Annotated in this window: 10 protein-coding genes; 3 read left to right on the forward strand and 7 right to left on the reverse strand. The window is 72.7% G+C overall.

The genetic code is table 11. The features are described from left to right. Window positions 1–115 precede the first annotated feature (115 nt). The 4 genes from manB to ACZ6YG_RS36710 form a co-directional block, all read right to left on the reverse strand. Window positions 116–1,195 carry a mannose-1-phosphate guanylyltransferase gene (gene manB, locus ACZ6YG_RS36695; protein ID WP_246639343.1) on the reverse strand — a complete coding sequence of 360 codons (1,080 nt, stop codon included), beginning with the start codon at window positions 1,193–1,195 and terminating at the stop codon, window positions 116–118. Between the two features lie 35 nt (window positions 1,196–1,230). After that, entirely contained in the window at window positions 1,231–2,349 is a 1,119-nt protein-coding gene (locus ACZ6YG_RS36700) for a glycosyltransferase family 4 protein (RefSeq protein WP_148037076.1), read from the reverse strand. Between the two features lie 93 nt (window positions 2,350–2,442). Then, the gene (locus ACZ6YG_RS36705; RefSeq protein WP_148037075.1) at window positions 2,443–3,321 is read right to left on the reverse strand and encodes a lysylphosphatidylglycerol synthase domain-containing protein; all 879 of its coding nucleotides are present in this window, start codon (window positions 3,319–3,321) and stop codon (window positions 2,443–2,445) included. Window positions 3,322–3,380: 59 nt separating this feature from the next. Beyond that, window positions 3,381–4,208, reverse strand: a complete 828-nt coding sequence (locus ACZ6YG_RS36710) for a class I SAM-dependent methyltransferase (protein ID WP_466020514.1) — start codon at window positions 4,206–4,208, stop codon at window positions 3,381–3,383. Window positions 4,209–4,302: 94 nt separating this feature from the next. On the opposite strand from ACZ6YG_RS36710, the gene ACZ6YG_RS36715 reads away from it, so the two are divergent. From ACZ6YG_RS36715 to ACZ6YG_RS36725, 3 genes are read left to right on the forward strand one after another with little or no spacing between them, the layout of a single operon-like run. Continuing rightward, window positions 4,303–5,364: an SPFH domain-containing protein gene (locus ACZ6YG_RS36715; protein WP_148037073.1), complete on the forward strand. Its 1,062-nt coding sequence runs from the start codon at window positions 4,303–4,305 to the stop codon at window positions 5,362–5,364. A 50-nt stretch (window positions 5,365–5,414) separates the two neighbouring features. Continuing rightward, window positions 5,415–6,476: a TFIIB-type zinc ribbon-containing protein gene (locus ACZ6YG_RS36720; RefSeq protein ID WP_466020515.1), complete on the forward strand. Its 1,062-nt coding sequence runs from the start codon at window positions 5,415–5,417 to the stop codon at window positions 6,474–6,476. A gap of 37 nt (window positions 6,477–6,513) precedes the next feature. Next, window positions 6,514–7,470 (forward strand): lysylphosphatidylglycerol synthase transmembrane domain-containing protein, encoded by a 957-nt coding sequence (locus tag ACZ6YG_RS36725; RefSeq protein WP_271276907.1) that lies wholly within the window; start codon window positions 6,514–6,516, stop codon window positions 7,468–7,470. On the opposite strand, the gene ACZ6YG_RS36730 is transcribed toward ACZ6YG_RS36725, so the two are convergent. The 3 genes from ACZ6YG_RS36730 to ACZ6YG_RS36740 form a co-directional block, all read right to left on the reverse strand. After that, window positions 7,374–8,432 (reverse strand): glycosyltransferase family 4 protein, encoded by a 1,059-nt coding sequence (locus tag ACZ6YG_RS36730; RefSeq protein WP_364225659.1) that lies wholly within the window; start codon window positions 8,430–8,432, stop codon window positions 7,374–7,376. The genes ACZ6YG_RS36725 and ACZ6YG_RS36730 overlap by 97 nt on opposite strands. 2 nt (window positions 8,433–8,434) lie before the next feature. Further along, window positions 8,435–9,331, reverse strand: coding sequence for a glycosyltransferase family 2 protein (locus tag ACZ6YG_RS36735; RefSeq protein ID WP_148037069.1), 897 nt, complete (start codon window positions 9,329–9,331; stop codon window positions 8,435–8,437). 89 nt (window positions 9,332–9,420) lie between these two features. Then, entirely contained in the window at window positions 9,421–11,451 is a 2,031-nt protein-coding gene (locus tag ACZ6YG_RS36740; RefSeq protein WP_466020516.1) for a hypothetical protein, read from the reverse strand. Between the last annotated feature and the right edge of the window lie 381 nt (window positions 11,452–11,832).

Genomic DNA, 11,832 nt, shown 5'->3' on the forward strand with positions numbered 1-11,832 from the left:
GCGCACCAGCACGAAGGCGTACGGCCGGTCACTCCCGCACCAGCTCATCCGTACGAAGGCGTACGGCCCGTCCCTCCCGCACCCGTTCACCCTCCGTACGAAGGCGCACGGCCGGTCACTCGTCGCTGGAGTAGCGGATCGCGCGCTCCGGCAGCTCCACCCCGGGCCAGACGCGCACCCCGGCCAGCAGCTCGTTGCCCGGCCCCACGACGGCGCCGTCGCCGATCACCGCGTCGCGCACCACCGCGCCGCCGCGGACCCGCGCGCCCCGGCCCAGGACCGAGTCGGTGACGACGGCGCCGGGCTCCACCACGGACTCCTCGCACAGCACCGAGCCGGTCACCGTGGCGCCCGCGCCGACCACCGCGCCTTCGCAGACGGACGTGCCGCCCTGCACCTTGGCCTCCGGCGAGACCGACGAGCCCGGCAGCGCCAGGAACTCGCCCGTGGCCCCCGGCATCGCGGGCGACTCCAGCCGGCCGAGCACCAGGTCACGCGACCCCTGCACGAACGCGGCCGGCGTGCCGACGTCCAGCCAGTAGGTGCGGGTGGCGTAACCGAGCACGGGCCGCCCCGACTCGATCAGGGCGGGGAACGTCTCGCGCTCCACCGACACCACCTCGTCGCGCGGGATCTCGTCGATGACCGACCGGGTGAACACGTAACAGCCGGCGTTGATCCGGTTCGTCACCGGGTTGGGCGTCTTCTCCAGGAACGCCGTCACCCGCCCCTCGTCGTCGGTGGGCACGCAACCGAACCGGGCCGGATCTTCCACCTCCGTCAAATGGAGCGTTACAGCGGCCTGGCGCGCCAGGTGGAGGCGCACCTGCTCGCCGATGTCGTGACCCGACAGAATGTCGCCGTTGAGCACCAGGACCGGATCCGATGGCCCCGAGCCGAGCGCCTGGGCCGCGTTGCGGATCGCGCCGCCGGTGCCGAGCGGGGTCTCCTCCGTCATGTACTCCAGGGAGAGCCCCAGCGCCGACCCGTCGCCGAAGACCGGCTCGAACATCGCCGCCTTGTAAGACGTCGCGAAGACGATCCGGCGCACCCCGAACGCGCGGGCGCGCGCCAGCTGGTGGGCCAGGAACGGCACCCCCGCCGTCGGCAGCAGCGGCTTCGGCGTGCCGAGAGTCAACGGGTGCAGGCGCGTGCCACGGCCTCCGACCAGGAGTATCGCCTCGAGGTCTGGCAAAGAGCTGCTCTCCATAGTTGTGGGAGGTTACCGAACTATTCCGTCGCGCGTTGGAAGGCGCACAGGTGTGCCTCGGCCGAAGCTTCCCAGGTGAACTCGCGTGCCCTCCGCAGCCCCGCCTCGCTGAGCCGCCTCCTCCTCTCGGGCGAGGCCAGCAGGTCGGCGAGCCCCGCGGCGATGCTGCCGGCGTCGGGCTCGGTGTAGGCGACGGCGTCGCCGCCGACCTCCGGCAGTGACGTGCGGTGGGTGGTGAGCACCGGGGCCCCGCAGGCCATCGCCTCCAGCACCGGGAGCCCGAACCCCTCGCCCCGCGACGGGAACGCCACCACGAGCGCGCCGCCGAGGAACCCCGCCAGGTCCGGCGCGCCCAGGAAGCCCGGCCGTACCACCTTGACCGTGGCCTCCACCTCGCGGCAGGCCGCGTCGACGTCGTCCTCGTGCACCCCGCCGCCGAGCACCAGGGCCGGCGGCGTCTCCAGGTCCTTGACCGCCGTGGCGAAGCCGCGGATCAGGTTGGGCACGTTCTTGCGCGGCTCCAGCGCGCCCAGGAACGCGACGTACGGCTGCCCGTGCAGCCCGCACCGGCTGGCCGCCCGCCTGGTCTCCTCCTCGGAGGGCGGGTGGAACTGGCTCTGGTCGACCCCGTGGTAGGCGACGTCGATGCGGGTCGGGTCGGCGTGGAGGACGCGCACGAGCTCGTCCCTGGTCGCCTTGGACGGCACGATCACCCGGTTGGCGTGGCGCACGGCGGTACGCGTCGCGGAGCGGAAGAACGAGGCCTTGGCCGGGCTGTACTGCTCGGGCTCGGTGAACCAGGTGACGTCGTGCACCGTCACCACGGTCGGCAGGCCCGAGCGGAGCGGGATGGAGTAGTAGGGGGCGTGGATCACGTCGGCCCCGGCCTGGCGGGCGAGCAGCGGCAGTCCGGTCTGCTCCCAGGTGAGCCTGGCCGCGCGATTCGTGATCGAGACGGGACCGGGGAGGACGCGCGCGGACGGGGCGAGGCGTCTGTAGCGGGCGGCGTCGGCCCGCTGACAGACCACCGCCAGGTCGGCGCCCGCCCGGTCGAGCGCCGCCACCAAGCCGTCGACATATCTGATCAGTGCGCCGCGGTCGGCGGGAACCGCCGCCGCGTCGACGAGCACTCGAGGCATTACGTGATCTTCTCCCCTCAAGATCAACGTGGGACCCGGCGGCCCCCCTCTTCTTCCACCTTATGACCAGCGTCCCCCAAAACGTGCGCCAAATCACACGGAGGAACGCCGCGCTGACAATCCGGCCACACCGGCGCAGATCAGGTCACCCAGCACGATCACCACGCGGGAGCTGAGCGCGACCGCGATGGCCGGTCCGGCGGGCATCACCGGCGCCAGCGCCGCCACCATGGCCACCTCCCTGACTCCCGCCCCTGCGGGCACCACGAACGTCATGATGCCCAGGCACCACGACAGCGCGAACGCCCCGACGGCGAAGACCACCCCGCCCTGCGGGGCGACGAAGTAGAGGTGGATCCCGTAACAGGCCCAGCCCGCGAACGCCCAGCCGAGCGCGGCGAGCATCCCCTTACGGGTGAGCGGCCGCTCCAGCGGCGGCCGCTTCAGCCTGCGCAGCCCGTAGCCGATCACCGCGTTGATCACCTTGGGCTCCAGCAGCACGAGCAGCGCCGGCACCAGGAGCAGCAGCCATCCGAACCGGTCCCAGCCCAGCGTGGCGAACGCCACCAGCAGCCCGCTTGCGAGCTGGACCGGCATCATCAGGAAGAACGCCGCCGCGCTCCTGGCCCGCGGCACCCCGAGGTCGCGGCCCATCTCCATCTGCGCGAGCATCGGCCACACGGCTCCCGGGATGTACTTGCCGAGCTGGCCCACGAAGAACACCTTGGCCGCGCTCCGTACGGGAAGCCGCGACCCCAGGTCGGCCAGCAGCGTCCGCCACGTCAGCATGGCGCCCAGCAGCGCCGCCACCACGGCGGCCAGCGAGGCTCCGACCATGCCCGGCGTCAGCTGCCGGAACCCGGCGGCGACCTCCTCCCACCGCGACGCCACCGCCCAGGCCCCGAACCCCAGCGCCACGACGAGGAACCCGCCCCGCACGGCCGTCCGCCACCCCCACCGCCTGGCGGGCACGGCACGCGGCTCTCCACCGGACGGAAGGGACGGCGACGCCTCGGACCGGGGGACGTCCGTCACAGCGGCCGGACCCGTTCGGGGGGCTGCGGGAGCGCGGGGCCCGCGGGCGGGCGCGGGGTCTTGGTCGCGACCCAGAGGTACGTGGGAACGAGGGGAAGCAGCAGCCGGAGCGCCGCCCGGGGGGTGCGGGCCAGGAGAGCGCGCGCCACACGGCCCGGGACGCCGGAGAACAGCTCGCCGCCCGCGAACCGCTCCGGCGTCGCGAGCACGGGCAACGTGTAGTCCCACACGTGGAAGGCGCGCAGCATCCTGCGCAGCCCGCGCCGGGTGCGGAACCGCTCGTAGTAGTGGTCGGCCCGCCCGGACGCGCGCACGTAGCGGTCGGCGAGCGAGGGCGGCAGGTAGGACAGGAACGGCAGCTTGTAGTGCGGCTCCATGACGCCCAGCCGGTTGCCCAGCCCGAGGTAGAGCACGCCCTCGTCGGAGAGCACCCGGCGCATCTCGGCCACCACCGCGTCGGGGTCGACCACGTGCTCGTAGATGTGGTTGAAGACCAGCACGTCGATCGACCCGTCGGGGAACGGCAGCGCCGTGCCGTCGCCGCAGACGAACGCCACCCGCTCGCCGAACCGGTCGGCCGCCCTGCGCAGCCCGGGCACGTCGATGTCGACGCCGAGCGTGTGCTTGGCCCCCGCCGCGGCCAGCTCGTCGGCGATGAACCCGGCCGAGCAGCCGACGTCGCCCACGGTCAGCCCGCCGAGCGGCCCGTGGAAGTGCTCCAGCACCGCGATGATCTTCGCGGCCTTGCGCCGGCGCTTCTCCTCGTCGAGCATCGCCGCCTGGAACTCGGAGTAGGCCAGCTGCGCGACCCGTTGCTTCCCCACGACGCCCAACAGTACCCGCGCCCGCCGCGACCATCAGTCGATCCGGCTTTGGTACGGTGCCCGCCAGTGCGAACCACCAATAAGCGGGTGCTCTATGGCTTTTCTGGACATGATCCGCGGCGAATTCATCGACATCATCGAATGGCTCGACGACAGCCGTGACACGATCGTGTGGCGCTTCCCCCGGCACGACAACGAGATCAAGATGGGCGCCAAGCTGGTGGTCCGCGAGTCCCAGGTGGCGGTGTTCGTCAACGAGGGCCACATCGCCGACGCGTTCCCGCCCGGCACGTTCACGCTGCAGACGCGCAACCTGCCCGTCCTGTCCACGCTCAAGGGCTGGAAGTACGGCTTCGACTCGCCGTTCAAGGCCGAGGTGTACTTCGTCAGCACCCGGCGGTTCACCGACTTCAAGTGGGGCACGCAGAACCCGATCATGCTGCGCGACCCGGAGTTCGGCCCGGTGCGGCTGCGGGCGTTCGGCTCCTACTCGGTCCAGGTCACCGAGCCGATGAGCCTGCTGCGCGAGCTGGCAGGCACCGACCAGCGCTTCCGCACCGAGGAGGTCGAGGGCTACCTGCGGCAGATGATCGTCGGCCGGCTGGCGGGGGCGCTCGGCGCGGCGCAGGTGCCGGTGCTGGACCTGGCCGCCGACCAGCACGCGATGGGGCAGAAGCTGGCCGACATCCTCTCCGCCGACCTGTCCACCGTGGGGCTGTCGATCCCGAACTTCTCCTTCGAGAACATCTCGTTCCCGCCCGAGGTGGAGAAGGCGCTGGACAAGCGCACCCAGATGGGCCTGGCCGGCGACCTGGGCCAGTACACGAGGTTCCAGGCGGCCAACGCGCTGGAGAACGCGGGCGGCGCCGGCGAGGGCATGGGCCTCGGCATGGGCATCGCGGCCGGCCAGCAGATGGCGGCCTCCCTGAGCCAGCCCGCCCAGCAGCCGCCGCCGCTCCCTCAGCAGCACCAGTGGTTCCTCGGGGTCGGCGGCGAGCGGCGCGGCCCGTTCGACGAGGCCGGCCTGGCCGCCGCCGGGCTCACCCTCGACGCGCTGGTGTGGCGGGCCGGCATGGCCCAGTGGGCGCCCGCCCGCGACGTCCCCGAACTGGCGGCCCTGCTGCACAACACCCCGCCGCCGCTCCCGCCGTCCTGACCGGCTCCCTCGGCCTCACCGCCCCGGCGCCCCGTACGGAAAGACCCGCGATGACCTCGCTCACCCCCACCACCCACCCCTGCGGGGGCTGCGGCGCGAGCGTCCAGTACGCGCCCGGCACCAGCGTGCTGCGCTGCCCGTACTGCGGCCACGAGCAGCCGATCGCCGCCCCCACCCGGCACGTCCGCGAGCACTCCTACGACGCGTTCCTGGCCAAGCCCCGCGTCCAGGCCATCGCGCCGAACCAGTTCACCTGCCCGGGGTGCGGCGCCCGCACCGAGAGCGACGCGATCTCCAAGGACTGCCAGTTCTGCGGCACCGCGCTGGTCGCGGGCAGCACCGGCGACGAGATCGCGCCGGAGGCCGTGCTGCCGTTCGCGCTCGACAAGGGAGCCGCCCGCGACGCGCTCCGCACGTGGACCAGGTCCCGCTGGTTCGCCCCGAACCGCCTCAAGAAGGTCACCGAGGCGGAGTCGATGAAGAGCACCTACCTGCCCCACTGGACGTTCGACGCGAGCACCTTCTCCCACTACTCCGGCCAGCGCGGCGTCCACTACTGGGTCACCGAGACCTATACGGACAACGGCCAGACCAAGACCCGCCGGGTGCGCAAGACCCGCTGGTACCCGGCCAGCGGCTCGGTGACCAGGGCGTTCGACGACGTGCTGGTCTCGGCCACCGCCCGGGTGCCGAGGGAGCGGCTGGACGCGCTGGAGCCGTGGCCGCTGGAGCGCGCGGTGGCGTTCGAGCCCGGCTTCGTCGCCGGCCACCACAGCCTCCGCTACGACGCCGGACCCGAGGCGGGCCTGGAGAACGCCAAGGGCAAGATGGCCGAGGTGATCGCCGCCGACTGCAAGCGCGACATCGGCGGCGACGTGCAGCGCCTGCACAGCGTCGACACCCGCTACGCGGACGTCACGTTCAAGCTGGTGCTGCTGCCGGTCTGGGTCGGCTCCTACCTGTACGGAGGCAGGCCGTACCAGGTGCTGGTCAACGGGGTGGGCGGCGAGGTGCAGGGCGATCGCCCGTACAGCGCCGTGAAGATCACCATGGCGGTGCTGGCGGCGGTGGCGCTGGTCGCGCTCGTCGTCTCGCTGTTCGTGATGCGGTAACTGGCTTTCACCTGGGCGGACACCGTACCCTTGCGTGATGTTCCGCCGCCTGCTGCGCATCGTCCTCGCGCTGGTCGCGCTCGGGTTCCTGGGCTACGGCCTGGCGGCCAACTGGGCCGACACCACGGCGGCGGTCGCCGAGATCCCGCTGTGGGGGGTCGCCGGCGCGTTCGCCGCCGTGCTGCTCGGCCAGTTCTGCATGCTGCTCGCCTGGCGGCAGGTGCTGGCCGGGCTGGGCTCGCCGCTGCCGGTGCGGACCGCGGGGCGCATCATGTTCGTGGGCCAGATGGGCAAGTACATCCCCGGCGCGATCTGGGCGTACGCGGCGATGATGGACCTGGGCCGCGACCACGGCAGCCCGCCGCGCCGCACGTTCGCGTGCATCTCGCTGGCGCTGGTGATCAACCTGGGGGTCGGCATCGCGATCGCCGCCGCCACGCTGGCCACCCAGGAGGTGGTGCGGCAGGCGTGGTACCTGCTGCTCCTGCTGCCGGTGATCGCCGTCTGCATGCATCCGAAGATCCTCACCTGGGGGCTCAACCTGGCGCTGCGGCTGGCCCGCCGCGACACGCTCGACTCCGTGCTGCCCGGCCGCACGGTCCTGGTCGCGGCCGCCTGGACGGTGCTCGGCTGGCTCGTGTACGGGCTCCACACGTGGATGCTCGCGGGCCGCTGGGACCTGTACGTGATCGCGACCGGCGCCTACGCGTTCGCCTGGTCGACCGGGCTGCTCGCGTTCCTGGTGCCGGCCGGGGTGGGCGTGCGGGAGGGCGCGCTGGTGCTGGTGCTCCACCCGATCCTCGGCACCGGCCCTGCGCTCGCGGTGGCGGTGGTGTCGCGGCTGGTGTTCACGCTCGCCGACGTGACGGCCGCCGGGCTGGCGTTCCTGCTGGGCCGTCAGCCGAGCAGGGTGGCGGTGTACGAGGCCCAGAACGGGTCGGGGTCGACGGCCTTGACCCCCGACCGCAACCTCTCGGGCTCCCCCGAGGCGTAGAACCGCTCGATCGCGTCGCGGAGCGCGCCGGCGCTGCCCGGCTCCACGAGCAGCCCGTCGACGCCGTCGGTGACATGGTCGGCGAGCGCCCCCACCCGGGTGGCGATCACCGGCACGCCGTGCTCGTGCGCGAGCCACACGTTCTGGCTGGCGGTGGCGCTGCGGTAGGGCAGCACCAGCGCGTCGGCCCCGGCGAACAGTGCCGGCACGTCCTCGGCCGCGACGTAGCCGGGCCTCAGGTCCACCCGGTCGGCCAGGCCCAGTTCGCCGACCAGCGCCTTCGTCTCGTCGAGCCCGCCCCAGAACTCCCCGGCCACGGTCAGCGACACCCCCGCGGGCAGCGCCCGCAGCAGCAGGTCGAGCCCCTTGTACGGGCGCACGATGCCGAAGAACAGCAGCCGCCGGTGCACCCGGTCGGACCGGGCGCCGTGGGTGGACGGCAGGTGCGGCGGCAGCGCGGCCACCCGCACCGGCCTGGTGGTCAGCTCGCGGGCCACCCCCGCCTGCTGCTCGGAGTGGGTGAGCACCACCCCCGCCCGCCTGAGCAACGCCTTCATCAGCGGCCGGTCGTACGGCTTGCGCTCGTGCGGCAGCACGTTGTGGCAGAGCGCGACCGTCCGGGCCCGGCCCCGCAGCCCGGCCAGGATCGCCAGGTAGGGCGGCACCTGCACCGGGCTGAGCACGGCCAGGACCACCAGGTCGGCGGCGCGCAGTCGCCGCCCGGCGGCCACCCACCCATCGGGCCTGCGCCAGTCGAGCTCGCGCAGCACCTTCGGGTACGGGACGCCTTCCGGCGCGTCGATCGTCTGCTGCCCCGGGTAGAGGAACGACGGGTACTGCGCCCGCCAGGACTCGATGACCACGTCGTGGCCGAGCGCGGCCAGCCGGTGCGCCAGCTCGGTGGTGTGCTGCGCCCCGCCGCCCTTGTAGGGGTAGGTGGGGCCGACGATCGCGACGCGCACGCTCAGTCTCCCCGCGACCGCACGATCAGGTCGGCCAGCAGCGCCACCGAACCGATCAGCATCCCGGACAGGAAGATCATCACGGTGTTGGCCGGGAAGTAGAACGGGTGCTGGATCATGTCCCACGCGCCCTTCACGAGCCCGATGCCGACCAGCCAGAGCGCCGGCGGCATGAGCACCTTGAGCGGGTTGAAGTACATGATCATCCGCAGCACCTGCAGGATGTAGCGGTAGGCGTCGGAGACGAAGCTGAACTTCGACTTGCCCGCCCGCTTGGCGTAGCCGATCGGCAGGTAGTAGACGTCGTGCTGGTTGGACAGGAACGACAGCGTGATCGTCGTGACGCAGGAGAACCCGGGCGGCAGCAGCCGCAGGTAGGGCTTGGCCACCGACTTGCGGAAGGCCCGCAGCCCCGAGTTGAGGTCGGGGATCTTCTGCCCGGCGAGCATCTCGGCGACCTTGCGGATCACCCACTTGGCGGGCACCCGCAGCAGCTTGTGGGACCCCTCCTCGCTGGTGCGCGCCCCGACGACCTGGTCGATCGTCGGGTCCTTGTCGAGGATCTGCACCAGCTCGGGGATGCGCTCGTTGGGGTAGGTCATGTCGGCGTCGGTCCAGACGACGATCTCGCCCCTGGCCTCCTGCGTGCCGATCCTGCGCACGGTGCCGGAGCCGCCGTTGCGGTGGAAGGCCCGGATGCGCAGGTGGGGGTAGAGCGGCGCGGCCTCCTTGAGCCTGGCCAGCGTCTCGTCGGTCGAGCAGTCGTCGACGGCGACCAGCTCGTAGGTGTAGCCGCTCGAGTCCATCGCCTTGGTGATGCGGTCGACCTCGTCGATGACATGGTCCTGCTCGTTGTAACAGGGCAGGACGATGGTGACGTACGGGGTTTCCTCATCCACGGCGGGTCCACCTTGCTGCGGGGGCTCGGAGCGTTCTCACGTGGGACGAGGGTACTCTGCCCGGTCCGTGGCCGAGTGCACATCACAGGTCAAGGCAGGGCCATCCACACGTTGATCCGCAGTGACCAGGTGCCGTCGGGCGCCTCGGTGAGCGACCGCTCGTCCTGCCGGGTGACCAGCCCGATCAGCTGCGTGACCGGACCGTACGGAGCCACCTGCCCCTCCTCGGCGGCCAGCACGACCGGGGTGCGCCCGGCGGCCCGCACCTGCTCGACCAGGCGGCGCACGTCGGACTCCGGCGCGGTGTCGCCCTCCACCTGGCGCACCTCCGCGGCCGGGACGCCGCAGGCGCCGCGGACGACCTGCGTGTACCGGTCGGCGGTGACCCGTTCGGCGATGAGCACCGAGGCGTCCGGCGGGATGCGCGCGCACATGGCGGCGACCGCGGCCGCCTCGCCCCGCCCGACGGGCGTGAACGCGGTGCCGATCGAGGTCACGGCCGGCGGCACGACCAGGAGCAGCGCGCAGACCGGCACGACCCAGCCGCGCCACCTGCCCTCTCCCGCCCGCTCGCGCAGCCGCTCCGCCCCCCACACGGCCAGCAGGATCACGCCGGGGATCACCACCGGCACCAGGCGGCGCGCGGCCCACGGGTGGTCGGGGGTGATCGCCGGGCGGAGCAGCGTGGTGAGCGTGGCCCAGCCGATGACCGCCAGCGGCAGCAGCCATGGCAGGCCGCGGCCGCGCAGCAGCCGGTGCGTCAGCACGGCCGCGGCCAGCGTGGCGAGCACGAGCGCCGGGACGCCCACGTACCACGCCACCCAGTGCAGGGTGTGCTCGAAGTACAGGCGGGTGCCGTCGATCGGCAGGCCGTTGGCCTTCTGGATCTGCTCGATGAAGGTGGCGGTGAGCCGGTCGTCGACGTTGTCGGGGACCCTGCGCACGGTCACCAGCCAGGGCCGCACCGCCAGCCCGGCCATGGTCAGCGCCACCAGCGTCGCCCCCGCCGCCGGCAGCCAGCCCGGCGGTCTGAGCCTGGCCAGCAGCGGGGCGGCCACCGTACCGGCGAGCGTCAGCACCAGGACGGCGGCGCAGATCAGCAGCAGCGGCCGCATCGAGCTGGACAGGTACGTCAGGTAGGGCCGCGACAGTCCGTAACCGGCGGCCAGGCCGAGGCCCGCCCCGGCGGCGAGCCCGGCCAGCAGCGGCGGCCCCAGCCCTCCGTGGCGGCCGGGCGACCGGCGGCCCATCGCGACGAGCAGGCCGGCGAACGCCAGCACGGGCAGCACGTCACGCAGGCCGTCCACCCGCACCAGCACGGCCAGCCCGAGCGTCAGCCCGCCCAGCGCCGCCCCGATCCGCCGCCCGTGCCCGTACAGGGCGTCGTGCACCAGCGCCAGCCCGCCGAGCAGCAGGAGCATCGACGGGATCTCGCTGAAGGTGGCGCGCGAGGTGTAGATGATCGGCATGCAGCAGGCGAACGCCAGCGCCGCCACCGGGGCCCAGCGCCCGCCGGCCAGCCGGGCCGCCAGCCCGGCCACGGCGAGCACCGCCAGCGCCCCCAGCACGACCGGGGCCAGGAACAGCCCGCCGAGCCACTCCCCGAGCGCGAACAGCATCGGCGCGCCCGGCATGAACTGCGGCACCACGGAGTCGCCGACGGCGTAGAAGCCGACGCTCTCGAAGATCAGCGACGGGTCGGCCCCGCCGAACGCCTCCGGCCGCGCGGGGATCGGCAGCGACCCCTCCCGCGCCAGCCAGATCGCGTACTGCGCGTAGGTGGACGGGTCACGCCGGACGGCGAGCTGCTCACCGTGCATGACCCCGTTGAACACCCCGGCCCCCACAGCGACCGCCACAGCAGCGGCCACCTGCCCCACCGTGGCCCGCACGGTGTCGACCGGCCCGTGTCCGTCGGCGTCCTCCGCCACGCTGACCAGCCCGCGCGTGCCCGCCCAGCACAGCAGCCCCGCCATGGCCAGCCCGAGCGGGATCGCCACCACCGGCCGGTAGACGCCGAACGCGAGCAGCGGCAGCGCGGCCAGCAGCCACCCGGCCACGGCCAGCGCGGGCAGCACCGAGAGCGCCGCGAGCACCCGGCCCGCCGGCGGCCTCCGCATCGGGTCCAACCAGGCGATTCCCATCGGTGAGCGAGCGTATCCAACCTCACGCCGACGGCACGCCAGGCAGCGCCGAGAACACGTCAATCATGATCACACCAACCCCGACCCCCAGCACACGATGACGAAAGCCAAGACCAAAGGGACGAGTCACGGGTTCACCCCACTCACGGCGGGTCGGGCAGGCCGAAGGCTTGCTATCGGCGCCCAGCCCGAGGGGTTTCCCCAAAAGGCTTTTTGAGTGTCCACCCCACCTACTACGGCAGAAAACAGAAGAAGGAGACCCGTTAGCGTCCACGGGAGTGGTGTACGGGTTTGAACCCGTTCGTCACCTTGGCGCCCGTAAGGGAAGATCGATGTGACATGAGGGCGGCCACTCCG

The organism is Nonomuraea sp. NPDC054003, assembly GCF_055585125.1.

Bases quoted from the DNA above. Each gene is read 5' to 3' on its own strand.
- ACZ6YG_RS36740 (WP_466020516.1), bottom strand. From the start codon at position 11,451: ATGCGGAGGCCGCCGGCGGGCCGGGTGCTCGCGGCGCTCTCGGTGCTG.
- ACZ6YG_RS36715 (WP_148037073.1), top strand. From the start codon at position 4,303: ATGGCTTTTCTGGACATGATCCGCGGCGAATTCATCGACATCATCGAA.
- ACZ6YG_RS36700 (WP_148037076.1), bottom strand. From the start codon at position 2,349: ATGCCTCGAGTGCTCGTCGACGCGGCGGCGGTTCCCGCCGACCGCGGC.
- ACZ6YG_RS36725 (WP_271276907.1), top strand. From the start codon at position 6,514: ATGTTCCGCCGCCTGCTGCGCATCGTCCTCGCGCTGGTCGCGCTCGGG.
- ACZ6YG_RS36720 (WP_466020515.1), top strand. From the start codon at position 5,415: ATGACCTCGCTCACCCCCACCACCCACCCCTGCGGGGGCTGCGGCGCG.